At 65.2% G+C, this 25,616-nt stretch carries 27 protein-coding genes and 1 tRNA gene; 11 read left to right on the top strand and 17 right to left on the bottom strand.

Translation table 11 applies throughout. The features are described from left to right. Positions 1–3: 3 nt before the first annotated feature. Together ACR65J_RS17015 and ACR65J_RS17010 are read right to left on the bottom strand one after the other, a co-directional pair. Positions 4–879, bottom strand: coding sequence for a glycosyltransferase family 2 protein (locus ACR65J_RS17015; protein ID WP_440171287.1), 876 nt, complete (start codon positions 877–879; stop codon positions 4–6). A 101-nt stretch (positions 880–980) separates the two neighbouring features. Then, on the bottom strand, positions 981–1,910 hold the full coding sequence (locus ACR65J_RS17010; RefSeq protein ID WP_440171286.1) for a hypothetical protein: 930 nt from the start codon (positions 1,908–1,910) through the stop codon (positions 981–983). A gap of 154 nt (positions 1,911–2,064) precedes the next feature. On the opposite strand from ACR65J_RS17010, the gene ACR65J_RS17005 reads away from it, so the two are divergent. The 3 genes from ACR65J_RS17005 to ACR65J_RS16995 all read left to right on the top strand — a co-directional run bounded on the left by ACR65J_RS17005 (position 2,065) and on the right by ACR65J_RS16995 (position 4,503). Next, positions 2,065–2,610, top strand: coding sequence for a peptidylprolyl isomerase (locus tag ACR65J_RS17005; RefSeq protein WP_440171284.1), 546 nt, complete (start codon positions 2,065–2,067; stop codon positions 2,608–2,610). Positions 2,611–2,619: 9 nt separating this feature from the next. Beyond that, complete coding sequence (locus ACR65J_RS17000; protein ID WP_440171282.1) at positions 2,620–3,498, top strand: rhomboid family intramembrane serine protease; 879 nt, start codon at positions 2,620–2,622, stop codon at positions 3,496–3,498. Positions 3,499–4,035: 537 nt separating this feature from the next. Next, entirely contained in the window at positions 4,036–4,503 is a 468-nt protein-coding gene (locus tag ACR65J_RS16995) for a carboxymuconolactone decarboxylase family protein (RefSeq protein WP_440171281.1), read from the top strand. Positions 4,504–4,717: 214 nt separating this feature from the next. Here ACR65J_RS16995 and ACR65J_RS16990 read toward each other — a convergent pair whose 3' ends face one another. Together ACR65J_RS16990 and ACR65J_RS16985 are read right to left on the bottom strand one after the other, a co-directional pair. Next, positions 4,718–5,308 (bottom strand): DNA-3-methyladenine glycosylase I, encoded by a 591-nt coding sequence (locus ACR65J_RS16990; protein WP_440171279.1) that lies wholly within the window; start codon positions 5,306–5,308, stop codon positions 4,718–4,720. A gap of 56 nt (positions 5,309–5,364) precedes the next feature. Further along, positions 5,365–5,616 (bottom strand): cell division protein CrgA, encoded by a 252-nt coding sequence (locus tag ACR65J_RS16985; RefSeq protein WP_141158788.1) that lies wholly within the window; start codon positions 5,614–5,616, stop codon positions 5,365–5,367. A gap of 174 nt (positions 5,617–5,790) precedes the next feature. Here ACR65J_RS16985 and ACR65J_RS16980 point away from each other — a divergent pair, with 174 nt between their 5' ends. Genes ACR65J_RS16980 through ACR65J_RS16970 form a run of 3 tightly spaced genes read left to right on the top strand, consistent with a single transcriptional unit; the run spans position 5,791 to position 7,396 of the window. Next, positions 5,791–6,585: a class E sortase gene (locus tag ACR65J_RS16980; RefSeq protein WP_440171277.1), complete on the top strand. Its 795-nt coding sequence runs from the start codon at positions 5,791–5,793 to the stop codon at positions 6,583–6,585. A gap of 2 nt (positions 6,586–6,587) precedes the next feature. Then, positions 6,588–6,758, top strand: a complete 171-nt coding sequence (locus ACR65J_RS16975) for a hypothetical protein (protein WP_440171275.1) — start codon at positions 6,588–6,590, stop codon at positions 6,756–6,758. Further along, on the top strand, positions 6,755–7,396 hold the full coding sequence (locus ACR65J_RS16970; protein ID WP_440171274.1) for an aminodeoxychorismate/anthranilate synthase component II: 642 nt from the start codon (positions 6,755–6,757) through the stop codon (positions 7,394–7,396). Before ACR65J_RS16975 ends, ACR65J_RS16970 begins: the two co-directional genes overlap by 4 nt. Positions 7,397–7,421: 25 nt before the next feature. On the opposite strand, the gene pknB is transcribed toward ACR65J_RS16970, so the two are convergent. The 7 genes from pknB to ACR65J_RS16935 are packed head-to-tail and all read right to left on the bottom strand — an operon-like array spanning position 7,422 to position 16,920. Beyond that, the gene (pknB, locus tag ACR65J_RS16965; RefSeq protein ID WP_440171272.1) at positions 7,422–9,419 is read right to left on the bottom strand and encodes a Stk1 family PASTA domain-containing Ser/Thr kinase; all 1,998 of its coding nucleotides are present in this window, start codon (positions 9,417–9,419) and stop codon (positions 7,422–7,424) included. Between the two features lie 15 nt (positions 9,420–9,434). Further along, positions 9,435–11,159, bottom strand: coding sequence for a serine/threonine-protein kinase (locus ACR65J_RS16960; RefSeq protein WP_440171270.1), 1,725 nt, complete (start codon positions 11,157–11,159; stop codon positions 9,435–9,437). Beyond that, complete coding sequence (locus ACR65J_RS16955) at positions 11,156–12,616, bottom strand: peptidoglycan D,D-transpeptidase FtsI family protein (RefSeq protein ID WP_440171268.1); 1,461 nt, start codon at positions 12,614–12,616, stop codon at positions 11,156–11,158. The genes ACR65J_RS16960 and ACR65J_RS16955 overlap by 4 nt, the downstream gene beginning before the upstream one ends. Further along, positions 12,613–14,001, bottom strand: a complete 1,389-nt coding sequence (locus tag ACR65J_RS16950) for an FtsW/RodA/SpoVE family cell cycle protein (protein WP_440171266.1) — start codon at positions 13,999–14,001, stop codon at positions 12,613–12,615. The genes ACR65J_RS16955 and ACR65J_RS16950 overlap by 4 nt, the downstream gene beginning before the upstream one ends. Continuing rightward, on the bottom strand, positions 13,998–15,698 hold the full coding sequence (locus ACR65J_RS16945; protein ID WP_440171264.1) for a PP2C family protein-serine/threonine phosphatase: 1,701 nt from the start codon (positions 15,696–15,698) through the stop codon (positions 13,998–14,000). The genes ACR65J_RS16950 and ACR65J_RS16945 overlap by 4 nt, the downstream gene beginning before the upstream one ends. 2 nt (positions 15,699–15,700) lie before the next feature. Further along, positions 15,701–16,183 carry an FHA domain-containing protein FhaB/FipA gene (locus ACR65J_RS16940; RefSeq protein ID WP_440171262.1) on the bottom strand — a complete coding sequence of 161 codons (483 nt, stop codon included), beginning with the start codon at positions 16,181–16,183 and terminating at the stop codon, positions 15,701–15,703. Then, positions 16,180–16,920: an FHA domain-containing protein gene (locus tag ACR65J_RS16935; RefSeq protein ID WP_440171261.1), complete on the bottom strand. Its 741-nt coding sequence runs from the start codon at positions 16,918–16,920 to the stop codon at positions 16,180–16,182. The genes ACR65J_RS16940 and ACR65J_RS16935 overlap by 4 nt, the downstream gene beginning before the upstream one ends. A 396-nt stretch (positions 16,921–17,316) precedes the next feature. Here ACR65J_RS16935 and ACR65J_RS16930 point away from each other — a divergent pair. Further along, positions 17,317–17,399 (top strand) — tRNA-Leu (locus ACR65J_RS16930). 72 nt (positions 17,400–17,471) lie between these two features. Here ACR65J_RS16930 and ACR65J_RS16925 read toward each other — a convergent pair. The 3 genes from ACR65J_RS16925 to ACR65J_RS16915 form a co-directional block, all read right to left on the bottom strand. Continuing rightward, entirely contained in the window at positions 17,472–18,176 is a 705-nt protein-coding gene (locus ACR65J_RS16925; protein WP_440171260.1) for a FadR/GntR family transcriptional regulator, read from the bottom strand. 23 nt (positions 18,177–18,199) lie between these two features. Next, on the bottom strand, positions 18,200–19,327 hold the full coding sequence (locus ACR65J_RS16920) for an L-talarate/galactarate dehydratase (protein WP_440171258.1): 1,128 nt from the start codon (positions 19,325–19,327) through the stop codon (positions 18,200–18,202). A gap of 126 nt (positions 19,328–19,453) precedes the next feature. Beyond that, positions 19,454–20,161, bottom strand: coding sequence for a TetR/AcrR family transcriptional regulator (locus ACR65J_RS16915; RefSeq protein ID WP_440171257.1), 708 nt, complete (start codon positions 20,159–20,161; stop codon positions 19,454–19,456). Positions 20,162–20,243: 82 nt separating this feature from the next. Here ACR65J_RS16915 and ACR65J_RS16910 point away from each other — a divergent pair, with 82 nt between their 5' ends. Both ACR65J_RS16910 and ACR65J_RS16905 read left to right on the top strand, forming a co-directional pair. Continuing rightward, complete coding sequence (locus ACR65J_RS16910) at positions 20,244–21,689, top strand: flavin monoamine oxidase family protein (protein WP_440171255.1); 1,446 nt, start codon at positions 20,244–20,246, stop codon at positions 21,687–21,689. A gap of 67 nt (positions 21,690–21,756) precedes the next feature. Further along, on the top strand, positions 21,757–22,239 hold the full coding sequence (locus tag ACR65J_RS16905) for a pyridoxamine 5'-phosphate oxidase family protein (protein WP_440171254.1): 483 nt from the start codon (positions 21,757–21,759) through the stop codon (positions 22,237–22,239). A gap of 29 nt (positions 22,240–22,268) precedes the next feature. Here the strand turns inward: ACR65J_RS16905 and ACR65J_RS16900 are convergent, their stop codons facing one another. Both ACR65J_RS16900 and ACR65J_RS16895 read right to left on the bottom strand, forming a co-directional pair. Beyond that, positions 22,269–22,877 carry a DUF6919 domain-containing protein gene (locus tag ACR65J_RS16900; RefSeq protein ID WP_440171252.1) on the bottom strand — a complete coding sequence of 203 codons (609 nt, stop codon included), beginning with the start codon at positions 22,875–22,877 and terminating at the stop codon, positions 22,269–22,271. Positions 22,878–22,937: 60 nt separating this feature from the next. Beyond that, a complete protein-coding gene (locus tag ACR65J_RS16895; protein ID WP_440171251.1) occupies positions 22,938–23,561 on the bottom strand; it encodes a hypothetical protein in 624 nt (207 codons plus the stop codon). 215 nt (positions 23,562–23,776) lie between these two features. Here ACR65J_RS16895 and ACR65J_RS16890 point away from each other — a divergent pair, with 215 nt between their 5' ends. Next, a complete protein-coding gene (locus ACR65J_RS16890) occupies positions 23,777–24,157 on the top strand; it encodes a VOC family protein (protein ID WP_440171249.1) in 381 nt (126 codons plus the stop codon). Between the two features lie 87 nt (positions 24,158–24,244). On the opposite strand, the gene ACR65J_RS16885 is transcribed toward ACR65J_RS16890, so the two are convergent. Beyond that, positions 24,245–24,649, bottom strand: coding sequence for a DUF5997 family protein (locus ACR65J_RS16885; RefSeq protein ID WP_440171247.1), 405 nt, complete (start codon positions 24,647–24,649; stop codon positions 24,245–24,247). Here ACR65J_RS16885 and ACR65J_RS16880 point away from each other — a divergent pair. Continuing rightward, the gene (locus ACR65J_RS16880) at positions 24,612–25,433 is read left to right on the top strand and encodes a LysR family substrate-binding domain-containing protein (RefSeq protein WP_440171245.1); all 822 of its coding nucleotides are present in this window, start codon (positions 24,612–24,614) and stop codon (positions 25,431–25,433) included. The two genes, ACR65J_RS16885 and ACR65J_RS16880, sit on opposite strands and share 38 nt — an antisense overlap. The last annotated feature ends 183 nt before the right edge of the window (positions 25,434–25,616 follow it).

The following is a 25,616-nucleotide window of genomic DNA, read 5'->3' as shown; positions in this document are numbered from 1 at the left end:
GCGCTATTGTCCGCCGCGGCGGACTGGCTGGGCCGTATTAACGGTGTGGATTGCCCTGAGGAGCTTGGCCGGGAAGTACACCGAGAAGAAGACCACCATGGGGGCCTTGAGCGCCATTTTTTTGACGTTGTGGGCCTTGTAGGTGCGGTCGAACCGGGTGACGTAGTAGCGGTAGTCCCGCGGTGAATCTTCAAGCCGCCGCGCGGACATTCCGGACACCATCTGCGGCCAGTAGCGAACCGGCAGCTCATGGTCAGCCAGGTGCAGGGACAAATCGATGTCCTCGTGCATCTCGTCCTTCTCGTCCCGGCAGGTCTCGGAACGGATGGTCTCCCAGGCGCTGGCCCGCAGTGCCATGTTGGAGCCGAACAGGAAATGGTACTGGTGCTTGGCCAGCTTCAGCATGAGCTGGCGCATTTTGTCGTCCGCCTTGAGTCCAAAACGGCGCATCGGCATGTCGTAGTAGACCACAGGGCCGGTTGCAGCCTGGACCGACTGGTCAGCGAAGGCCTTCTGCACCTGCTCAACCCAGTCGGGTTCCACGATCGAGTCGGCGTCAATCCGGCCCAGGATATCCCCTGTGGCACTGTCCAGCCCGAAGTTCCGGGTGGGGATGAGCCCCTGCTCCCGGTCCTGGCTCAGGAGGATGATGGGGCTTTCCGGATACTCAAGCTGCATCTGGCGAACAATGTCAGCCGTCCGGTCCTTTGACAGGTTGTCCACCACGATGATCTCGTGGGCAGGAACGGACTGGTAGATGGCGGCTATCAGGCACTGCCTGATCACGCTCTCCTCGTTGTACGCCGGGATGACGATTGACACACGGAGCTGTACGGCTGCGTCGTTCACGGCATCCCCAGAGGATCGATTGGCTGACATCACTTCAAATCTAGCATCCGGGAACGATGCCCCCGCGGACGGGAAGAGACACAAAAGGGGGCCCCGCCGTCAAACGGAGCCCCCTGTGTGAACGGCGAAAATCAGGCCTGGCTGCTGCCCTTGTCTTCATCGGCAACCGTCTTGGCGCCGCCTTCGGTGTCGTCGGCAACGTGCTTGGCCTTATCGGCGGCGTCCGCTGACTTATCAGCGGCAGTCTCAGTTGCGTCACCGGCCTTGTCTGCGGCAGCATCGGCTATGGACGTGCCCTTGCCGGCGGCGTCGGCAGTTGTTGCGTTGACATCGCTGACCGTCGTGGCCGGAACGGGCGCAGGAGTCGGAGTGACGGGCGAGGGGGTCTTCCAGGGGTCTTCCACCGGCTTGGATGCCTTCCATGCCGCAACACCCGCAGCAACCGCGGCGGCCACCACGCCGAAGACCAGCCAGCCGCGCTTCTTGGGCTTCTCCGGCTGGGCCAGCTGGACGTCCACTGCGCGGCTGGCTCCTGCTGCGGCTGCCTTCAGCTGCGTGCCGGTGGCCTGGGCCTGCTCCTGGAGGGCGTGGATAATGCCCACGTCTCCCAGTTTCTGCGCAACAGCGTCAACCCGTGCGGGGGTGTTTTCCAGGGTGCGGTGAACGACGCCGGACGCCACGCCAATCTGGTCGGAGAGCTTGGGCAGGTACTCCACCACTACCCGGTCACGGGCATTGAGGACGACGGGAGTGGCCTTGTCCAGGGCTTCGTGCAGCCTGGGCGATGCGCCGTCAACCACGTCATTGATCTTCGGGGCTAGGTGGGCCAGGCCGTCCTGGATCCGGGGAGTCACGGTGGCAACACCGTCAGCCAGGCTGTGGGCCGCGGTCTTCAGGCCTTCCTGGATCTTGGGAGACGCGGTGTCCAGGCTCTGCTGCAGCCGCGGAACAGCCCAGTCCACGGCAGCTTCCACCCGGGGGGCCGCCCAATCCTTGGCGTTTTCCACCGCACTGGTGACCGACTGCTCAAGGTCACGGGCAATACGATCCGATTTCTTCACAACTACCTCCCGATTAATGTGACGGTTCTGTCGCTAGCCTACGTGCCCAGATCACCACGGGCTATTCACTCTGCGGATTTTAGGGGGATTTCACCCAGCGCGGAACTGCCCGCGGAGCCGTGGCTGCCCAGAACCGGCATGGGAGAATCAACCTATGACTGCCATCGCAACTGCAAAAGCAACCATCCACACCAGCCTCGGCGACATCGTGGTTAACCTCTTCGGCAACCACGCGCCCAAGACGGTCAAGAACTTCGTCGGCCTTGCCACCGGCGAGCAGGCGTGGACCCACCCGGAAACCGGCGAGGACAAGGCCGGCACGCCGCTCTACAACGGAACCATCTTCCACCGCATCATCAAGGACTTCATGATCCAGGCGGGCGATCCCCTGGGCCGTGGAACCGGTGGCCCCGGCTACCGCTTTGACGACGAGATCCACCCGGAACTGAGCTTCAACCAGCCCTACAAGCTGGCCATGGCCAACGCCGGCATCCAGATGGGCAAGGGAACCAACGGTTCACAGTTCTTCATCACCACCATTCCCACCGACTGGCTCCAGGGCAAGCACACCATCTTCGGTGAAGTGGCTGACGAGGAATCCAAGAAGGTCGTGGACGCCATCGAGGGTGTCCGCACCGGCATGGGCGACCGCCCGGTTGAGGACGTCACCATCAACAGCATCGACATCGAACAGCTGTAACGTCCCACCATGAGTTACGGAATTCCGTCGGCTGAGCCGTCCGCGCAGGTCCCGGTGTGCCCCCGGCACCCGGACCGGCCGTCCTACGTGCGCTGCCAGCGCTGTGGGCGCCCGGCCTGCCCGGACTGCCAGCGGGCGGCCGCCGTCGGATTCCAATGCGTTGACTGCGTCAACGAAACAAAACGTACGACGCCGGAAGTACGGACCGTCTACGGCGGTGCCGTTGCCACTGGCAAGCCTTTGGTGACGTTCGGCATCATCGCAGCCTGCGTTGTGGTCTACGCACTGCAAATGCTCATCCCCGGCGATTGGGTTTACAAACAGTTCGCCTACAACAACATCTTTGCCGCCCCGCAGTACGGCGCGTTCGAGCCGTGGCGGATGGTGACCTCAGCTTTCCTCCATTCCCCGGACTCGCTGCTGCACATCCTCCTGAACATGTACACGCTGTGGATCTTCGGCCAGGCCCTGGAACCCATCCTCGGCCGGGTCCGCTTCCTGGCGCTGTACCTTATCTCTGCTCTTGGCGGTTCAGTGGGTTACCTGCTGATGAACCCCGTGCTGGTGCCAGGGCAGGGCCTGGTTGGGCTGGTGGGCGCCTCCGGAGCCATCTTCGGCCTCTTCGGCGCCATGCTGCTGGTCCAACGGCAGCGCGGCGGTGATACCCGGCAGCTGTGGGTCCTGATCGCCATCAACGGCGTCATTGGTTTCCTGATCCCCCACATCGCCTGGCAGGCCCACCTTGGCGGCCTCATCACCGGCGGCCTCTGTGCCGCGGTCCTTGCCTACACACCCCGGGGACGCCGCCAGGGCCTTCTCCAGGCGCTGGGACTCGCCGCCGTTTTTGCGCTGCTTGTCGCTGCGAGCTGGATACGGGTGACACTCTAGCCGCCGCTTTTCCAACACCCGCATGCCCCCGACACCGTTGGTGCCGGGGGCATTCGTGTTTTCCACAGCCTTTGTCCACAGTGTTGGTAACTTACATTGCTGTAGTTCAATAGCGTCTTCGCCGCGTTCCGGGCCTTGGCCCCTGATAAGCGGGGAGCTGGGCCGCTGTTCTCCACATCTGTGGATAACCTGTGGGGATAGTGCTGTGCGTAAGTGGATAAGCGGCCCTCTGAGTGCCGTTCTGTGGAAAAGTCATCGCCCGGCAGAGGCGCAGGCCCCCTCTGCCCTCCTTCACAGGAGGTTATCGACACCGCTATCCACACTGTTAATAAGTGACAGGAGTGTTGTTTTCGTGCCGTCCCCGACCGCAGGAGTAGGGCAAGGGGGCCTCGAGTGGCAGAATTTCCACGCCGTTTCCCACAGCTGTGGATAACTTGTGGGTATCGCGATGTTGGTAAGTGGATAATGCCGGCAGCTGCGGCCCGCTGCCTGCCTATGATGGTTGCCTGCCAGCCGTTCAACCTGACAAGGACACCCGTGAGCGCCACCGAGCACTTGTACCTGGATAAACAACACCCTGCCCTCTGGAGGGCGATCAGCGGGCTTGGCCTGAAAGTGCAGGAAGCGGCCGAAGAAGCTGGAATCGGGCGGGGCCTGCTGGAACTGCTCAACGTACGGATTTCCCAGATCAACGGCTGCGCCTACTGCCTGGACCTCCACGTGCGGAAGGCCGGCGAGGCGGGGGAAAGCCCCCAACGGCTGGCGGTACTGCCTGCGTGGCGCGAAACGGCTCTGTTCACGGACAAAGAGCGGGCCGCGCTGGCCCTGGTGGAGAGCATCACCGAACTCCGGAACGAGGAGTCAAGGGAGCACGCGGAGGCGTACGCGCGGGAGCGTCTCACAGCTGACGAGTTTTCGGCTGTGAGCTGGGTTGCCGTGACCATGAATGCGTTTAACAGGGTGTCCATCACCAGCCACCATCCGGTCCGGCGGAACCGTCCCTAGGCTCAATGGGCCGCCGGGCGGGATGTGTCCCCCGAGGGTCCTTGGATTTATCCACAGGTATTCCACACTGTTAATAACCACATCTTCCCGGCAGCTTTGGGCGGAAAGGCGCTGCACGGGGCTGCTGTCGCTGTCTACAGAGCTCGAAAGGAAGGTTGTCCACACTGTGGATAACCTTCCCAACAGCTGGGGATAACGGGTAGCGGTAGGGTCTTTAGGCCTGCATGGACCAGATGCCGGAGGAACCGCGGCGGTGGCTGTCCAGGAGATGGGTGTCCACTATTCCCACGGCCTCCATCAGCGCAAACATGGTGGTGGGACCAACAAAGGAGAAGCCGCGCTTGCGGAGCGCCTTGGACAGGGCCACCGACTCCGCTGACTGCGTGGGGATATCGGCAGCCACGGCCGGCTCCGGGGTGCTGGCCGGGCGGAAGCTCCAAACAAAGTCCACCAGTCCGCCGTCGTTGCGAAGTTCCAGGGTGGCCTGTGCATTCTTGACCGCGGCAAGGATTTTGAGCCGGTTCCTGATGATTCCCGGATCCTGCATGAGCCGCTCCACGTCGGACCCGCTGAACGTGGCAACCTGTTCCGGATCGAAGCCGGCAAAGGCGGCACGGAAGGCCGGACGCTTACGCAGTATGGTGGCCCAGGACAGACCGGCCTGGAAACCCTCCAAGCAGATCCGCTCGTAGAGGCCCTGCTCGTCAGTGACGGGCAGTCCCCATTCCTGGTCGTAATAGTCGCGCATGAGCGGATCTGTGGCAGCCCAGGCAGGACGGGCCAGTCCATCCTCGCCAACGATCACTCCGCTGGAATCGGGAGCCAGTGGGGTCCCCCTTGGAACAGTTCCCTCGGCAAGCGCTAGGAGCGCCAGCGGGTGGTCATCAGGAACCCGACGATGGCGATGCCGAAGCCCGCCACGATGTTCCAGGACTGCCAGGCCTGGACCGGGAAGCGTCCCTCGCTGATGTAGAAGGTGATGATCCAGAAGAGACCGATGATCATAAGGCCAAACATGACCGGCTTGAACCACACGGGGTTGGGCTTGTAGGCCTGCGGGGACGCCGGTTGGGCGGTGCTGGCGGTCTTTCGGCGGGGCTTTGACTCGGGCACTGGCTCTCCTTGGCGGGCTGGGCAAGCTCGGCGGTCCGGGCTTGGTATCCTGCAAGAAGGAAATTGCCAGCGGCCTGCGCGATCTTGGTCAAATCTGGATTCTTACTAGCAGCCAATTCTAGCCGCAGTTGACGGGCACCCCGGTGCCCAGGGCAAAAGCCCGGAGGGGAACGCGTGGTATTGCAGGAGAAGGCGGAGCCCGCCACTGCGCCCGCATCCCGTCGCGCCCTCCTGCACGGCACCATCTCGGTACTAGGCGAGCTGCTGATTACTGCCGGCGTGATCCTCCTGCTCTTCGTGGCGTGGCAGCTGTGGTGGACCAACGTGGAATCCGATGCCAAGCAGAGCCAGGTCATCAAGGAATTTGCCGAGGACCTGGGCAGTGCTGTTCCGGACCCCGCCGCCTCAGCTCCCGCGGCGCCACCTGCCGCCGGCGAGGATTTCGGTGTGCCCGTGGTGGGGACTGCTCCCGGGCATGCGGGCACCATCGGCATCATGTACATCCCCCGGTTCGGCCCCACCTACACCCGCCCGATCGTCCAGGGGACCAGCCAGGACGTCCTGGACACCCTGGGCCTTGGGCACTACAGCAATACGGCGATGCCGGGCGCAGTAGGCAACTTTGCGGTGGCCGGGCACCGGCAGACGCACGGCGCGGTGCTGGACAACATCCACACGCTGGTGCCCGGCGACAAGATCTACGTCCAAACCAAGGACGGCTATTACGTCTATGTCTTCCGGAACAACCAGATCGTGATGCCTTCCCGCACCGACGTCCTGGAACCGGTCCCCACCCAGCCGGGCGTCGCGCCCACCGAAAGCTACCTCACCATGACCAGCTGCAACCCCCGCTTTGGCGCAGAAGAACGCATCATTGCCTACGCCCTGCTGGACAGCTGGCGCCCGGCAGCGGCAGGGCCGCCGGCCGAAATCGCGGCGCAGGTCGCAGCAGCCACCGGACGGAGCTGACCGTGTACGCCTGGATTTTCCGCCACCTACCCGGGCCGCTCTGGCTCAGGATCATCATTTCGCTGGCACTGATCTTTGTTGCCCTGATCCTGATGGTCCAGTTCCTTTTCCCGTGGATGTCCCATTTCACCCAATTCACCGACTCAACGATTGGTTCCGCAGACCAGCCATGACCACAACCAAGATCCTTGTAGTGGATAACTACGACAGCTTCGTCTACACCCTGGTGGGCTACCTCCAGGAACTCGGTGCCGAGACCACGGTGGTCCGCAACGATGACGTCACCCTGGCCGAGGCCATCGAACTCGCCAGCACCCGGGACGGTGTCCTCATTTCTCCGGGTCCCGGAAATCCTGCCGAGGCAGGGGTCTGCATCGAGCTGATCAAGTGGTGCGGCGAACACAGCGTCCCCATGTTCGGGGTCTGCCTGGGCCACCAGGCGCTGGCAGAGGCTTTCGGAGGCAAAGTGACCCACGCCCCGGAGCTCATGCACGGCAAGACGTCCCAGGTGGAGCACATTGGCACCAGCGTGTTCGCCGGGCTCCCCTCCCCCGTCACGGCAACCCGCTACCACTCGCTGGCCGCGGTACGGGAATCCATTCCCGACGTCCTGGAAGTGACGGCACAGACCGCGTCCGGCGTAGTCATGGGACTGCAGCACCGTACAGCCCCGCTCTGCGGTGTACAGTTCCACCCCGAATCGGTACTCACCGAGGGCGGATACCAGATGCTGGGCAACTGGCTGGAGTCTCTGGGCATGAAGGGAGCGGCCGCGAGGGCCGCGAAGCTGAGCCCGTTGATCCAGCACTAGCCAGCAGACGGCCAGCCAGGACGCGTCAGCCCTTCCTGGTGGGCTTGGGCGTCGGTGTTGGCGTGGGCGTAGCCGTTTCCGTTGGCGCCGGCGGAGGCGGGGGCGGCGGCGCCTTGGCCACCACGACGGTGATGGTCTTTCCCTGCTCCACGGCGGCGTTGGCCGCGTCGCTTTGGTCCGTGACCTTGCCGGGCTCCACCTGGGAGTTTTCCACCTCGACCACCGAGGGCACCAGGCCGAGCTCCTTCAGTGCTGCCTCGGCTTCGTCACGCATCAGGCCCCGCAGTTCCGGGACCACCACCTTTCCGGTGGACACGATCAGCTCCACGCTGGTACCGACACCGACGCTTTGCCCGGGAGCCGGGTTGGAGGTGATGACGATTCCCGCAGGCACAGTGGCACTGTTGGCGGTGGTGGTCGACGGCGCGCCCACCAGGCCGACCTGGCGGAGGATGTCCCGCGCCGCTGCCTCGGTCTTGCCGGGAAGGCTGTCAGGGATCTTCACCGAGCTGGGGCCGTCGGAGACGTTAAGGATGACCTCGGCCCCCGGATCCAGCGAACCGCCCGCCGCGGGATCCGTCCCAATGGCGGTCCCCTTGGGCACCGTGTCGTTTGCTGACCTGGCGATCTTGGGGCGAAGGCCTGCGTTGTACAGTTCCTGGAGAGCGGCTGTTTCCGTCATGGACGCCACCGCCGGGATGGGAACCTTGGGCGGCGCCGGAGCGGGCCGGTTGACCGTTTGGTACAGCCACAATCCACCCCCGGCGAGGATCAGCAAGGTGAAGATCACCAGGGTGGCAATCCATGCACGACGGCGGGACTTCTGCCGGGTGGTCCGCTCGCGTTCGGGAGCGAGGCCCAGCGGGAGCGGGCCGTCCCCGTAGGAATCTGCACCGTACCTATTTGCACCGTGCTCATCCGCCCCGTGCGCATCTGCCAGTTCCAGCGGAACCGCGCCGCCCTCGTCATGGAAGAGGTTGGTGGCAGCCAGCCGCCCGGTGGGCGCGTCATCAAGGAAGTTTGCCCCCGTTGCAGCGAACGCCTCGGTGGGCGGCGCCGCCTGGGGTACGTGGTCATTTGGATCGGTGGGTGCCTCGGATGCCGGCAGGGCCGGGACGGGGACGCCGGCCTTTGCTGAGCGCAGGGCTCGCCGGAAGGCTGCCGCATCCTGGAACCGGTCCGCGCGGTTTTTTTGCAGGGCCTTGGCGAGGACGGTGTCCAGCGCCGGTGACACCTCGGAGTTGAGTTTGCTGGCCGGCTCGGGAATCTCCCGGACGTGCTGGTAGGCCACGGAAACAGGGCTGTCCCCGACGAACGGCGGCCGTGAGGTCAGCATTTCGTAGAGCAGGCATGCGGCCGAATAGAGGTCGCTGCGGGCGTCAACGGTCTCACCCCGGGCCTGTTCCGGCGAGAGGTACTGGGCCGTTCCCACCACTGCCTGGGTCTGGGTCATGGTGGCGGACGAATCGGCGATGGCGCGGGCAATGCCGAAGTCCATCACCTTCACCGAGTTGGTGCCCGGGCAGTACATCACATTCGCAGGCTTGATGTCCCGGTGCACAATGCCGGCCTTGTGGCTGTACTCGAGGGCTCCCAGCACGCCCAGGCAATAGTCGATCGCCTGGTTGATGGTGACCTCGTTGCCGCGGATCAATTCGCGAAGGGTCCTGCCCTCCACGTATTCCATGACGATGTACGGCACCCGCACGTCTTCGGCGGAGCCGTCATGGACCACGTGCTCACCGGTATCGAAGATGGCCACGATGGCGGGGTGGTTCAGCGCGGCCACCGCCTGGGCTTCACGTTTGAAGCGTGCCTGGAACTGTGGATCCCGGGCCATGTCAGGCCGGAGCAGCTTGATGGCAACAGTCCTGCCCAGGCGGGTATCGGTTCCCTTGTAGACGTCCGCCATACCGCCGCGGCCAATGAGGTTGCCCAGCTCGTAGCGCCCGCTCAGGACACGCCGGTTATCCACCGGCAGGCTGTCCTCCCGGTGCAACGGTGTGCGTGGTGACTCATTCACTGGTGGTCCAGGCCTTTACGGGGCGCAGGTCGGGGGTATTCCCGGCGTTTGGCCGGCCGCACATGTTGCCAAGGGCGAGATGGGCGTGGGCCCCGCCTGGGAGGACGTTGTGGGCGTAGGGGTAGGTGCCGCACTGGTGGGCGCGGGGCTGGGAGCAGGAGCTACGGCGTACGTAACCGTGATTGGCGACCCAACCTCGATACGACCGGAACGGGACAGCGCGATGACGGTGCCGGGCTTCGCCGTAGCGTCCACCTGCTGTTCCAATGTGACGTCCAGGTTCTTCGCGGATAGCTCGGATTGGACGGTCTGGTACGGCTTACCGAGGTATGCCTCGGGAATGATGTCAACGGTTTCCGGCGTTGGTGTGGGTGTGGGCGTTGGGGTGCTGCGTGTCTGCGTAGGCGTCGCCGACGGCGTGGTCCGCGTGGGTGTAGCGGACGACGGCGGTGCGCTGCTGGCCGACGCGCTGGAGGTAGGAGTGCCGGACGGCGAGAAAAGCCCCACCTGGTTCAGGAGGAAGCCCACCAGCGCGAAGAGGAGCAGCAGAATCAAGGCGACCAAAGGCCAGGTCCAGGGGCTGCGGCCCTTGCGCCGGGGCTCATCGGCGGGCTCGTCGTCGTACGTCTCCTCCTCCTGGTCCCAATTCCGCTCAGCAGCCAGCGCGTTGGCGCGGGCAAGGGGTCCCTGCGCCCGCTCCGCGTCGTCTCCGGAGGCGCCATGGGCGCCGGCAGCCATTGCGGCGGCAGCGCCGGCCGCAGCTGCCCCGATCACCGGCAGGGCGGATGTGGCAGTCGGGGAATCCCGCTGGCTGCCGATGATGCCGGTGGGGGCAGTGGCGGTCTCGACGGGGGCCGTGATGGGGCCGGTGTCGGCGTCGAAGAGAAGCATGCCGGGCACTGCTGCGCGCGCCGCGCTGATGTCACCGTTACGGATGGCCTCCGCCGCTTCGGCCAACTTGATGGCATTGGCGGGACGGTCCTTGGGATCCTTGGCCAGCATGGACATCAGGAGCGCCCGGACCGGAGAAGGCAGGCTGTCCGAAAGGGGTGGCGGAGCGTCGTTGACCTGAGCCAGCGCAATCGCGATCTGCGATTCGCCGGAGAAAGGGCGGTGGCCGCTGAGGCATTCGTACCCGATAACGCCGAGTGAGTAGATGTCAGAGGAACCGGTGGCGGTCTGGCCTGTGGCCTGCTCCGGTGCGAGGTACTGCGCCGTTCCCATGACCTGGCCGGTCTGGGTGAGCGGCACCTGGTCGGCGAGGCGGGCGATGCCGAAGTCGGTGACCTTGACCCGTCCGTCGGGGGTGATCAGGAGGTTGCCGGGCTTGACGTCGCGGTGGACCAGCCCCTGGGCGTGCGCAACGGCCAGGGCACGGGCGGTCTGCGCGATGATCGAAAGGGTACGGTCCGGCGACAGCACCTGTTCGTGCTCGATAATGCTGCTCAGCGGCTGGCCCGGGACCAGTTCCATGACCAGGTAGGCCGAGCCCTCTTCTTCGCCGTAGTCGAAGACGTTGGCGATCCCCACGTGGTTCAGCAGGGCGGTGTGGCGGGCCTCCGCACGGAAGCGCTGGAGGAAGCCCGGGTCACCGGTGTACTCCTCCTTCAGCACCTTGATGGCGACGATGCGGCCCAGGACGAGGTCTTTGGCCTTCCAGACTTCGCCCATGCCGCCGATCGCAATCCGCGTGGTCAGCTGGAATCTGCCGCCGAGGGTGATTCCCGTTGTAGGCCTCACTTATTCAACACCGCCTCAAAAATCTTCTTCGCGTTGGGACTGGTCAGCTTTGCTCCCGCGTAGATGTCTACGCCTTCCATGACGATCGTGACGCTGACCTTCGGGTTGTCAGCGGGGGCGAACCCGGTGAACCATGAATTGTTGGTTCCGTTCCCGAGTTCCGCGGTGCCGGTCTTGCCCGCTACCTGTACGCCGGGGACGGCAGCACCCTTGGCAATACCGTCCGTCACTACGCTGGTCATCCATTCGGTGATCTGCTTGGCGATCTCCGGGCTGGTGGACGTCCTGAGTTGGGATGGCTGCGGCTCATCAATGACCCGCAGGTCCGGGGAGCGCAGGGTCTTGACCAGGCTGGGCGCCATCTGCACGCCACCGTTTGCGATGGCGTTTGTCATCATATTCACCTGCAGCGGCGTGACCCTGACATCCTTCTGGCCAATGGCGGACTGGGCCAGTCCGGGCTTGTCCAGGTTGTCGGGGAACCCGTTCCCGGTTGCATGGCCAAGCTTCAGCTGGTCCCCGACGTCCTCGCCGAACCCAAACTTCTTGTACTGGGCGGCGATGGCGTCGCGGCCAAGGTCCAGGGCGATGCTGGCGAACGGGGTGTTGCAGGATTGCTGCAGGGCGAAGGCGAAGCTGGCGGTGTCCCTCGTGTAGCAGTTGCCCCCGGCGTAGTTGGGCAGCTTGTACTGGATGCCGTCGAAGGGCATTTCCGCGGGGTTGGGCAGGACGCTGTCCTTGTTGTACTTGCCCGAGGCGAGGGCGGCGGCCGTATCCACGAGCTTGAAGACCGAGCCCGGGGCGAGCAATTCGCCGGTGGGACCACTGACGTTCTGGTTCAGGTTGATGCCCGGCACCTTGACCAATTCGTTGATGTTGGCCCGTTCCGCGGCAGCGTCCTGGGTGGCCACCAGGTTCGGGTTATAGGACGGCTTGGACACCATGGCGAGGATGGCGCCGGTCTTGGGATTGCTGACCACAATCGAGCCGCGCTGGCCGTCCGGGATCAGGTCATACGCCAGCTTCTGGATCTGGGGGTCGATGGTCAGTTCCACTGATGCACCCTTGGGCTGGTTGCCCAGGAAGAGCTGGCCCACGCGGTCAAGGAACAGCTGGTCCGAGTTGCCTGCCAGTTCCGCGCCCATGGTTTGTTCCAGCCCAGTGGCTCCGTAGTTCTTCGAGAAGTAGCCGGTGAGGCCGGCGTAAAGTTCAGGCTGGGCGTAGGTGCGCTGGAACGTGCACGTCTCCGAACCGGTTTCCACCGACTCGGCCACGGGAGTGCCGCCAACGATGATGGCACCGCGGTCATTGCAGTAGTTCTGGAGAATGGCGCGCTGGTTGAGCGGGTTGGTCTTGAGGTCGTCCGCACCCACCACCTGCACAAAGCTGATGGCGCCGAAGAGCAGCGCAAACATGGCCACTGCTGCCACCCATGAATGTCGAATTGCCTGGTTCACGCCTGCTTCACCGCCTCGGTTGGAGTGTCAATGCCGGTTGCTGCCGCCGCATCGGCGGGCGGGAGCGGAGTGGTATCCACAGGGCCGCGGGCTGCGTGCGAAATCATCAGGAGCAGTCCCACAATGATCCAGTTGGCCAGGAGGGACGATCCGCCGGCCGCGAGGAACGGCGTGGTGAGCCCGGTCAGCGGAATGAGCCGCGTGACGCCGCCGATGACCACGAAGCACTGAAGGGCGACGGCAAAGGACAGGCCGCAGGCAAGGAGCTTGCCGAACGCGTCGCGGGTCCCCAGGGCGGCGCGGAAGCCGCGGGTAATGAACAGCAGGTACAGCAGGACGACGGCGAACAGGCCGATAAGCCCCAGCTCCTCGCCCAGGGATGCGATGATCATGTCGCTGTTGGCGAAAGGAACAAGATCGGGACGCCCCTGGCCGAGGCCGGTACCCACCAGGCCGCCGTTGGCCATGCCGAACAGGCCTTCGATGACCTGCCGGCTGCCGTTCTCATAGACGTCCGGGGAGAAAGCATTGAGCCAGCCGTAAACGCGCTGCTGGACGTGGGAGAACACCTGGGCCGCCACGAAGCCGCCGCCAATGATCAAGGCCAGCCCGATGACCACCCAGCTGATCCGGCTGGTGGCCACGTAGATCATGACAATAAACAGGCCGAAGAACAGCAGGGAGGAGCCCAGGTCGCGCTGGAAGATGAGCACGCCAATGCTGACCAGCCACGCCGTGATCATGGGGCCCATGTCCTTGAACCGGGGAAACTGCAGTGGGCCGATCTTCCGGCCGGCCAGCAGGATGAGGTCCCGGTTGGACGACAGATAACCTGCGAAGAATATGGCCAGCGTAATTTTGGCTACTTCGCCCGGCTGGAACGTCATGGGACCGAACCTGATCCATACCCGTGCGCCCAGGATTTCTCCCGCGCTGATCCCTGGAACAAGCGGAAGGATCAGCAACAAGGCGGACGCGGCCAGCGAAATAAAGGTAAACCGGCGCAGGACGCGGTGGTCCTTGAGGAAGAACACCACCGCAATGGCCACGGCCATGGCGATCAAGGTCCACCGAAGCTGGTTGTTTCCCGTGTCCTCGCCCGGAGCGTCTAGGCGGTGGATCATGGCGAGCCCCAGGCCGTTCAACGCAACAACGATTGGAAGTATAACGGGATCGGCATATTTGGCCCGGAAGCGCAGCACCCCGTGGAACACCAGGGCGGCGACCGCCAGCAGGCTGGACTGGAACCAGAAGTCGGAGTCGAAGGCCTTTTCCTGGTCCACGCCAACCAGCATGTTGGCACCGATGCCGACGGCGAGGGCCAGCAGCAACAAGACAAGTTCAACATTGCGGCGAGGCTTGGGCGTGGTGCTTACCTGGCTCATTTAGCCGCCTCGCAGGTGATGGTGGGACTGGGTGAGGGGGACGGTGCCGATGGCGCGGGGGCAGCAGCGGACGCATCCGGTGCCGGCGGCGGAGCTGCTGCGCTGGCCGGGGGTGCGCTGGCTGACGGCGCGGGGGCAGTGGCAGACGCGGAAGGCTTGGGGCACTCTTCCTCCGGGGAGGTGGTCCCGGTGAGCTCCAGGTTCTTGACGATCCGCTGGGCGTCGTAGAGGTCATTGGCGGGAACGGTCTGGCGGACCCGCTGCTGCGAGAACGGAGGAAGGGAATCCATCCGGATATCGGTCACCGCTTCCAGGGAGGACAGCTGGATGGGACCCAGCCTCTGGGACACTCCGTTGTAGATTGCCACGCGGGAATCGAACTCCCCCACGTAGTAGCGTGTCTGCGTCCAGGCGTACCCGAGCCAGAGGCCGACGGCCACCACCACCAGCACGGCTGCCGCAATGGACCAGGTCAGCCAGCGGCGTGGCCGCAGTGCCGGCAGGGTGTCTTCCCCGTCGGCTGGCTCCGCTTTGTGGGTGAGGAGAGTGGCGGCCCGACGGGCCACGGTGCGGCCCGCCACCGTGGGGATGGAACCGGACTCCGCGGCAGCAGCAGCGGCACCCACCAGCTCGTGCGGGCGGGAGGCAAGTTCTTCGCGCAGGACCTCAGCGGAGAGGTGTTCGCCCAAGTGGGGGTCCGTGCTTCCGGCTTCGGCGGGGGGTGTATCGCCGTCCTTCGCGTCGCCGTCCGCCGGTTCCTTGGCAGGCCGTGGGTCCTGCTCGGCAGATTCGGCGCCGGCGGGTTCCTTGCCGGCGGCCGGGGCAACGGCAGCAGCTCTGGCAACGGGGGGAACATCCGCCGCGGCAGCGGGCTTGCTGCCCTGCACCGGCGGGACGATCTCCACGGCGGCCGTGCTGACGTCGTCGGGCGTTTCCTCCACAATGTCCACCATGACCACGGTGACGTTGTCCGGGGAACCAGCCTCGAGGGTCAGCTCAACAAGCGTTTCGGCGCACTCATGCAGGTTGTGGGTTTCGCGGACCGTCCGTTCCACGGCATGGGCGGCAACATAGTTCAGTCCGTCGGAGCACAGCAGCCAACGGTCGCCGGGCCGGGCATCCAGGGTGTCCAGGTCCAGCTCAGGGCTTGCATCGACATCACCCAGGACGCGCATGAGGACGTTCTTGTGGGGATGGGTTTCCGCTTCTTCAGGGCGCAGCCGGCCTTCGTCGATGAGCCGCTGGACAAACGTGTGGTCCACGCTGATCTGCTTGAATTCGCCGTCGCGAAGCCGGTAGGCGCGTGAATCGCCAATGTGGGCGAAGTGGAGTTTTCCGTCGGCCAGCAGGAGGGCCGTGACGGTGGTGCCCATGCCCGCCAGCTTCGGGTTGATATGCACCAGCTCGGAGAGCAGGGAGTTGGCCGTCTGGATTTCGTCGGCCAGGACGGTTCCGGCGTCGTCACCGTGGTCCGGGCTGTCCAGGTGGATCATGTCCAGGACGGTTGCGGCTGAGGCCACGTCGCCGCCGGCATGCCCGCCCATGCCATCCGCGACCACTGCGAGGTGGCGGCCGGCGTAGGCTGAATCGTCATTCTTGGAGCGGATCCGGCCGACGTCGGACCGCGCGGCGAAGCGCATGATGAGGGGCCGCTGCGCCGGACTGGAGCCGGGTGCGGGGGTTTCAGCCACGGCCATGGTTACGGCCTCAATTCAATGACCGTCTTGCCGATTCTCACGGGTACCCCTGGCTCGACAGGCAGGGCACGGGTAAGTTGCTGGTCTCCCAAGTAGGTTCCGTTGGTGGAACCAAGATCTTCGATGAACCAGCGGCTGCCCTGCGGGAAGAGTCTCGCGTGGCGGCCGGAGGCGTAATCATCCTCAAGGACCAAGGTGGCTTCCTGGGCGCGTCCCAGCAGGATGGGGCTGGCTGCCAACGGCAGGGTCCGGCCTTTAAGCGGTCCTTCAAGCACCACCAGTTGCCGGGCCTGCTGCTTCGCGGGCTGCGGCGGCGCGTCGGCGAGTTCGGGGTTGCGCCGGACCTGGCGGGCCGTGGGGGCACCGGCTGCAGCTTTGCGGCCCACCATCAGGTCGCGGCGCATGGCGGAGACGATGCTGAAGATGAGTACCCAGAGCAGCAGCAGGAAGCCGAACCGCAGCGCGGTGATGGTGAGGTCGCTCATGCGTGGCCACCTTGGGTGGCAGGAAGCAGGCGGAAGATAATCTTTGTCCGTCCCATCGTGATGGTGGAGCCGTCCGTGAGTTCGGTGCTTCCGGAGACCTTCTGGCCGTTGACGTAGCTGCCGTTGGTGGAACCCAGGTCCACGGCGCTGGTGACACCGTTGTTGGTGCGGATCTCCAGGTGGCGCCGCGATACGCCCGTATCCTCGATGTGGATGTCCGCCTCGGAGGACCGGCCCAAGACGATGGACGGGGCGTTCAGCGAATAGCGCTGGCCGTCAATGTCCAGCACCGGCTGCAGCCTGACAGGCTGCCGGCTCGGGGCCGCCGGGACGTTCGGCCTGGGCTGGGCGGGCGCGGAACCCTGGGACGTCTCGGTTGCGGAAGCAATTTCGAAGTCGCCGGCGCGGAGCTCGGCGTCGCGCCGGAATGAAATCCGGACCGGGCCCTGGAGGGTGTAGCCCTGGCCGCGGACGTGGTTGATGACCACGTCGCACAGTTCTTCGGCCAGCGGGGTGCCCCATTCCTGTGCCCGGCTGAAGTCGTCGTCACTGAGCTGGACGTCAAAGACATTGGGCACCAAAGTGCGTCCGGCGGCCACGGTGAGGGCTTTGTGGTCCACCTCGCGGCGGAGCCGGCTGGCGATCTCAACGGGCTCAACCTGGGCCTTGGAACCGGTGGAGAAGACACCGCGGACGGCCTTTTCAATGCCACGTTCAACCTTGTCCAGCAGTCCCATGGTTCTTCTCCTTTCCCCCCGGCTCCGGGGCAGTAGTTGTTGTTGGCCAGTACCTGCAGGGCAGTCCACCGTTGTGCGGTGATGCCCTTCGGCAGTGGCCACTCCTACATCCGATACTAATGGCCAGCCCTGCGAATGACCTTAATCCACAACGGCCGGGCGCCGGCAAAAGTTCGGATGCGTAACTGTTCCGCACTGCTGTGACGCCGGTGGTGGAGTCTTCTTGCCGGGCCCGCGATCCCTGCTATTGCGCAGTTTCGATCCTGTTTCGACGGGCGTGCGGAAGGGTGGGCGGGGGCCAATTGGTAATTTGCGGCATCTGTCCGTTATGCTTGATCTCGCTGCTTTTACGAGGCGCGGAACGGGAAACCGGTCCGGCTCAGTGGAAGAAGTTGCGCGCGAGTGGCGGAACGGCAGACGCGCTGGCTTCAGGTGCCAGTGTCCGAAAGGGCGTGGGGGTTCAAATCCCCCCTCGCGCACGCAAATGGAAGAGCCCCGGTCTTGGACCGGGGTTCTTTTGCGTTTCCCGCCTGCAACAGCGGTTCTGCCGCCTAGCTGGACGGACGCGCCGAAGCCTTGAACCGGCGTCGTGAGTTGGCAAGATGGCTGCGCATCGCTGCCGCCGCGGCAGCCTCGTCGCCGTCGGCGATTGCCTCCAGGATGGAGCGGTGCTCCAGCACCACCTGGTCAAAATGGTCCCGCGCATAATGTTCGACGCCGGTCATCAGGCGGGTGCGCGGCATGGCAATCATGGTTTGGCCCAGGGCCGCCAGGCAATCGGAGTAATAGGGGTTGCCGGATGCTGCGGCAACGGCCCGGTGGAACTCGAAGTCCGATTTCATGGCATGGGCAGGGTGGCCGGCGCTTTCGGTGAAGGCGTCCAGCGCCGTACTGACGGCGCGCAGCTGCCGGTCCGTGCGGTTCCGTGCGGCCAGGGCAGCGGCTTCCGTCTCCACCCCCATGCGGAAGGCCAGCAGGTGCAGCCGGTCCTCCGTGGTGGCCACCGGCCGGACCCCGGGTGCTGCCTGGGGCCCGTCCGGTGGCGGCGTAAGGGCGAAGCTGCCGCGCCCGCGCTCGGTTTCGACGAGCCCCTCTGCCTGGAGCCGGGTGAGGGCGGCCCTGACCACGGTCCGGCTGACACCGAAGTCGCTGATGAGCGTGTTCTCGCTGGGGAGCTTCTCGCCGGGCTGGATCACGCCGTCGACGATGCGGTTGCGAAGGTCAGCGGCGAGGTCCGCGGTGAGGTTCCGGCTCATGGCTCAAGGTTACGGCTTCGGGGTTACGCGCCGAACTCCACGCTCTCGGTGGTCCAGGCGCGGGCCTGCTCGCTGAGGGTGACGCCCAGGCCGGGGCGGTCCGGGACGATCATCCGCCCGTCCTTGGTCTCCAGGCGTTCGTTGAACAGCGGGTCCAGCCAGTCGAAGTGCTCCACCCAGGGCTCGCGCGGATATGCAGCCGCGAGGTGGAGGTGGATCTCCATGGCAAAGTGCGGGGCCAGGCCCAGTCCCCGCTCGTCCGCCAAGGCGGCTAAGCGGAGGAACTGGGTGATGCCGCCCACGCGCGGGGCATCAGGCTGGATGATGTCGCAGCCGTTGGCGGCAATAAGCCCTTTGTGCTCGGCCACGGAGGCGAGCATCTCACCCGTGGCGATGGGGGTGTCCAGGACCTGTGCCAGGTGGGCGTGGCCTTCGAAGTCGTAGGCGTCCAGCGGCTCTTCGATCCAGACAAGGTCGAATTCCTCGAGGCGGCGGCCCATGCGCAGGGCGGTGGCACGGTCCCACTGCTGGTTGGCGTCCACCATGAGCGGAACGTCAGGGCCAATGTGCTCGCGGATGCCGGCAACGCGGCGCAGGTCCTCTTTGCTGTCCGGCAGGCCCACTTTGATCTTGATCCCGCCGATGCCTTCTTCAATGGACCGGGTGGCCCGTGCCTTAACTTCCTCCAGGCTGGCGTTCAGGAAGCCGCCCGAGGTGTTGTAGGTCTGGACGGAGTCGCGGTAGGAGCCGAGGAACTTTGCCAGCGGCAGCCCGGCGCGCTTGGCCTTGAGGTCGTACAAAGCGATGTCGACGGCGGCGAGGGCCTGGGTGGCGACCCCGGAGCGGCCCACGGAGGCCCCTGCCCACAGGAGTTTGGTGTAGATCCTTGCGATGTCGTTGGGGTCCTCGCCGATGAGGCCTTCGGCCACTTCCTTTGCGTGGGCATACTGCGCCGGGCCGCCGGCGCGTTTCGAGTAGCTGAAGCCGATGCCGGAGTGGCCGAGTTCAGTGGTGATCTCCGCGAACAGGAACACCACCTCGGTCATGGGCTTTTGCCGGCCGGTGAAGACCTTGGCGTCGCTGATGGGAACGGCGAGGGGAAGGCGGGCGGTGGACAGCCTGACGTGCCGGATGAGATCGACGGTGCTCATTAATTCTCCTAAGGGCGGGGCGGGGCTCCTTCGCCCACACACCTAGGATATAAGTGTTCAACTTGTATTACAAGTATCGTGAAGGGCCCTGCGGTATGCCACTCCCGCAATGTCCCCGGATGGCCGCTACTTCCTGATCCCCCCGAAACCGGCAATCAGTGCCTCGAGCCCAAGGTGGAAGGCGGTGTCGGCCGGGCGGCCGCGTTCCGGTCCGGCCGGCGCGTGTCCCTGGGTTGAACTCCTCACGGCCGCCGTGAAGTGCGGCGTGGAACCGGCCATCGACCCGGAATCGAAAATGTCTTCCGGTGCCGTGACGTCGTACGCAGAGCCGAAGATGAACGATTCCAGTGCCACGATGGCGGGGACGATGCGCTCCTGGGGAAACCCGGCGTCGGAAAATCCCTTGCTGACGGTTTCATACATAGCAAGGGTCTGGGGAGCGTCCGTCACTGGCAGGACTGCGATGACGGGAATGAGCGGGGTGTGTTCGGCGAAGACATCCCGGTAGCTCCACGCCCAGGTGCGGACGGCGTCTTCCCAGCTGCCGCCCCCGAAACCTGAGACGTCCACCAGTGACATCAGGTGGTCCTCGACCAGGAGCAGTACGTCCTGTTTTGATTTCACATGGTTGTAAAGGGCGGAAGGTGCCACGTCGAGCACCTTGGCCAGCGCCGCCATGGTCAGGCCGTCATAACCTTTCCGGCTCACCAGTTCCAGGGCCGCTGCCGTAATGCCCGCCTTGTCCAGCACTGCAGCCGACGGCCGGCCTGCCCGCCTCCTCTGTGCGCCGCCATTGCTGGCGGAGCGCCCCTGTGCGGCTGATACTGCCGGCATTGCTGCCCTTTCGTCGGTGTCCCAAGCATTATTCCATCCAGCACTTCCGCTCCCGGCAGGTACCGGCTATAGTTCTAGCTAAATGAATGGCATTCATTTAGTGGTCCCCGTCACCAAGGGCCGCAGAGAGGACATCATGCTTAACCTGAACCGCGACGTCGTGGTCGTTGGAGCCGGGCCGTCCGGACTCACCGCCGCCCGTGAACTGAAGAAGGCCGGCCTCACCGTCGCCGTGCTCGAGGCCCGCGACCGCGTGGGCGGCCGCACCTGGACCGACACCGTGGACGGTGCCATGCTCGAAATCGGCGGCCAGTGGGTCTCGCCGGACCAGACAGCCCTCCTGGAACTGCTCCAGGAACTGGACCTGGAAACCTACCCGCGCTACCGCGAAGGGGAGTCCATCTACATTGGAGCCGACGGTGCGCCCGTGCGGTACGCAGGCGACACCTTCCCGGTGGACCCGGACACCGCCGTCGAAATGGGCCGCCTGGTGGCCCTCCTGGACGGACTTGCCGCAGAGATTGGACCCACTGAACCCTGGGCCCACCCGAAAGCCCGTGAGCTGGACACCATCTCCTTCCACCACTGGCTGCGGCAGAATTCCGCCAACGAGGAGGCGTGCAGGAACATCGGCCTCTTCATCGCCGGCGGCATGCTCACCAAGCCCGCGCACTCCTTCTCCGCCCTGCAGGCCGTCCTGATGGCAGCTTCTGCCGGCTCCTTCACCCACCTGACGGACGAGGACTTCATCCTGGACCGCCGCGTGGTGGGTGGGATGCAGCAGGTATCACTGCTGCAGGCACAGGAGCTGGGTGACGACGTCGTCCTTAACACGCCGGTGCGCACCATCAACTGGGAGCCGGATGCGGACGGCGGCCATCGCGTGACCGTTGTTTCGGAGCGCGCCACAGTGAACGCCCGCTTTGTGGTCATGGCCGTGCCGCCCAACCTTTACTCCCGCGTCTCCTTCAACCCGCCGCTGCCGCGCCGGCAGCACCAGATGCACCAGCATCAATCCCTGGGCCTGGTCATCAAGGTGCATGCCGTCTACAGCACCCCGTTCTGGCGGGACAAGGGGCTCTCCGGCACCGGCTTTGGCGCGGATGCCCTGGTCCAGGAGGTGTACGACAATACGAACCACGGCGACCCGCGGGGCACCCTGGTGGGGTTCGTGTCCGATGAAAAGGCCGACGCCGTTTTCGAGTTGGGTGCGGAGGACCGCAGGAAGGCCATCCTGGAATCCATCGCGGGTTACCTCGGTGACGAGGCCCTCACCCCTGAGGTCTATTACGAGTCCGACTGGGGCTCCGAAGAATGGACCCGTGGCGCCTACGCCGCCAGCTATGACCTTGGGGGCCTGCACCGCTACGGCAAGGACCAGCACGCCCCCGTCGGCCCCATCTACTGGTCCTCGTCGGACCTCGCCGCGGAAGGCTACCAGCACGTGGACGGGGCCATCCGCATGGGCCGCATCACCGCGGCGCGCATCGCCGAAGTTGCCAAGGTCCCGGTGGCATCCGGCTGGTAAATAAGCATGCTTACTAATAGGCTGGCGGCGGGGAGCGTCCCCGGCTTTTCGACGAACGAGGTGAGGCATGACAGACGCCCAGAGCATCAGCAAGGTTACTGAGATCATCAACGATTCCAAGATCGGAATGGTCACCACCATCAACGAAGCAGGCGCCCTCGTCAGCCGGCCGCTGGCGGTCCAGGAGGTTAAGGACGACGGCGACATGTGGTTCTTCACGGGCCTTGGCACTTCGCAGGTTGCGCACGTCCGGGCCGATCCGCGCGTCAACGTCGCCTTTGGCAAGAACACCGAATGGGTTTCCGTGGCCGGAACTGCGGAAGTGGTCACGGACCGGGCCAAGATCCACGAACTTTGGAACCAGGTGGTCGAGGCGTGGTTCCCGGACGGCCCGGACACGCCTGAGGTGTGCCTGCTGCGCGTCGATTCAGATTCCGCGGAGTACTGGACCAGCCCGGGCGGCACCGCTGCCACGGTGCTTCAGTGGATCAAGTCGAAGGTCACCCACGACCGGATGAGTGTAGGCGAAAGCGGGACGGTGGAGCTGTAACCGGGGTTCTTGGGAAAGGGGAGGGGCGGCTACTGCTGCTCCGCCCCTTCCAATGTCTCCAGGACTGCCGGCAGCAGCATGTCATTGCGTCCCCATGCGGGATCCAGGATCTCCACGTACCAGGAATCTGCGAGCAGGAGGGCCAGCGCATCGTTGGTCTCGCCGGCCCAGTCCTGGATCTGGGCTTCCTCGACAGGGTTTTCGCTGGAGCCGAGCACCGTGGCGATCTCCGTTCCGGCGAGGGTCACGGGAATGGCGGCGCTGCTTGCCTCGCCGGGAGCATGGGCCACGGTCACCAGTTCGGTCCGGGTGGAAAGTGCCAGCAGTCCGCGCGCGGTTTCGGCACTGCAGAAGCCGGTGACGTACTGCCGCTGCGCGGCGCCATCGGCCAAAATGCCCGGCTGGGACTCCTTGGTGAACAGCCCGTGGCGGTTCAGCTCCGCCAGCGCCGCGGCAATTGGTCCGGTCTCGGCGTCGAACGCGGCAGCAAAATGTCCCGGCTGGTACGAGTTCCCGCCTTCCAGCCACCGGGCCGTCAACTCGCCGGCAGCCTCCAGCGTGGTGGCCTGGCGCCAGACTCCCCGGTCCTCCAGCAGCCGGCCGTACTCGTCATGGACAGGCAGTTCCTCAGGCTTCATCTTGGGATGCTATCGCCGGGCCTCGGGAGCGATCCAACCCCTGCGACACACCGGTTAACCTCAGCCGGCCTGCTTCGCCTGCAGGGCGCCCGGAATCCCCGCCGCCCGTTCCGCCGCTGCCAGCGATGCGGCGAGGCTTCCGACGGCGTCCGGGTACTCCTTGTGCGCTGCTGTCCGCAGCTGGTCCGCGGTCCGCATCGCCTTGATCAGCGCGGACGTTTCCGGCAGCCGCACGTCGGTCAGCGCCGGGTAGTCGATGCTGCAGCCTGGATCCAGCTCGTAGCGCCGCCAGCGCGCCATCAGCTCATCATGCTGTATCCGCGCGGCCTGGTGGGCGGAAAGCTGCTCCCGGTGTTCACGGCGGCCAGAGCGCCACGCCAGGAACTTCGGGCTTCCCCGGTAGGCCGCAAGGCCCGAAGCAACAGCTGCCCCAGCCAGCACCAGCCCCGCCCACGGTGAAACCAGGGCCGGAATCAGAAGGGCGGGAAGGGCCACGCAGGAACCAAGGAAGAGGTCCCAAAACAGCTGGTCCGTCCGCTCGGGTGAGGTTCCGCTGGGAGCGAGGGACCGTCGTCGGACGACAAAAACTGTGGCGGCTACGCTGGCAACCAGCACCGGACCGCATAACAGGACCGCACCCGCACCATGAAGCAGTCCCTGCACCAAGGATTCCATGACTGACATCTGCGCACCTCCGGCGCCCCGCATACCCATTCGCGACTGGCCCCGGCCGGAAAGCACCGGCTGGTCCTTCCATTGCACCGTTTTCCAGCAGGTGGGTCAATGCCAGGGACTGGATCCTTATGCTTCCGATACACCGGAACAAAAGCGGGGCCGCGACTTCGAGGCGTACACTGCGTTCACGCCTTCGGAAGGGGCCTGACGGGTACCGTGGGACCATGCGACTCAAAATGTGCAGCATCCACGTCCAGGACCCGGCGGCCGCCCACGCTTTCTACACCGGCACGCTCGGCTTTGACACGCTCATGGCCATGCCTGAATACAACCTGTACATCATCAAGGATCCGGGTGCGGACGACAGTTCGGTGGGGCTGCTCCTGGAACCCAGCGACAACCCGATCGGCGCCAACTACATGAACGCCGTGCGGGAGGCCGGGCTCCCGGCCATCGTCTTTGGGGTCCCCGATGTCCAGGCGGAGTACGACCGGCTGACGGCTGCCGGGGTCAGCTTCAAGACGCCGCCTACCACCGATCCGTTCGGGACCAGCGCCGTGTTCGACGACGGCTGCGGCAACTACGTCCAGATTCACCAGGACTGACTGCCCCGGATGCAACGGAAGCTTGTCCGCGCATCCGGGCCTTCACGGACCTGACGGGCGAACACGCTTCTGAAACAACTGGCCGCGCTACTTGGCCTGGGCGCGGTCCTTCTTGGCCTGCTTCTTTGCGGCCTCGTCCTTGACCCGCTGGGCTTCGGCGCGGACGGCGGCATGCGTGGCCCGCTCGGTGACCAGCCACTGCGGGGGAGCCTGCAGCAGCGCGGTGATCTCCGCCGTCGTGAGCGCTTCCTCCACGCCGGCCCGGGCCAGGCCGCTGATGGACACGTTCAGCTTCTGGGCCACCACGGGGCGCGGGTGCGGGCCGTTGCGGCGCAGTTCGGCCAGCCATTCCGGCGGGTTGGCCTGGAGTTCGGCGAACTCCTCGCGGGTGATGGTTGAATCCTGGAACTCCTGCGGCGTGGCCGGGAGGTAGATGCCAAGTTTCTTGGCAACAGTGGCCGGCTTCATGGACTGGGAGTTTGCAGAGGTCATGCTTCAAGGGTATCCGGGCGGCAGGTACTGTGAAGACGTGCCAGCCGACAATACCCCCACCCCCGACGCCCCCGCTGCCCCTGAGGAAGGGGCGCCGCGGGTGCTGCGGATCGCGTACGTGGCCGGGGTTACGCCCGGGAAGTGGATCCGCCGCTGGGAGGAGCGGATGCCGCATATACCCCTCCAGGCATTCATGGTCGACGACGGCCGCCAGCTGGGGAGCCTGCGGGATGCCAGCGCAGACATGGCCTTTGTCCGCCTGCCCATCGAGCGGGAGGGCCTCAGTGTTATCCCGTTGTACGAGGAACAGCCGGTGGTGGTGGCCCCGAAGGGTCATGAGATTTCGGTATTCGAGGAAGTGCCGCTTGCCGACCTCGCGGAGGAATCGTTCCTGGATGTTGCGGCGTTGGGCGGGCCGGAGGCTGCACTCCAGGTGGTTGCCGCAGGCGCCGGCCTGGTGATCCTCCCCATGGCGGTGGCGCGCCACTTCAACGTCAAGGACACTGTTGCACGCCGGCTTACGGGCGCGGAGGCGACCGAAGTTGCCCTGGCCTGGCCGACGGACGCCACGGACGACGTGCTGGAGGAATTCATTGGCGTAGTGCGCGGCCGTACCGCGCAGAGTTCACGGCAGCCCTCCGCCCAGCCGCAGAAGGTGAAGAAGGAACCCAAGCCGGACCGCCGCGGCACCGGCGCCAAGAAAGCACCCAAGGTGGCCCAGCGCTACGCCCCGAACCCGGACAAGGGCCGCGGCAAGGGGTCACGGAAGAAGGGCAAGCGCTAGCCGCACGCCCTGCCGACCGGGGAGGGTGCGGCCCGGGCAGCAGAAAAGCCGGCCCCAGATGATGCGGAGCCGGCTTTGCTGCAGTCCGTGGTTACCCACGCGGACTAGGTGTTTTGGATGTTGTCTTTGGCGTCTGTTGCGCGGTCTTTGACGTCGGTGGCTGCGTATTGGCCTTCGGTTTTG

The organism is Arthrobacter sp. SAFR-044, from assembly GCF_059414985.1.
The sequence above is the reverse complement of the archived record's forward strand: the minus strand, read 5'-3'. Positions and strand labels throughout refer to the sequence as shown.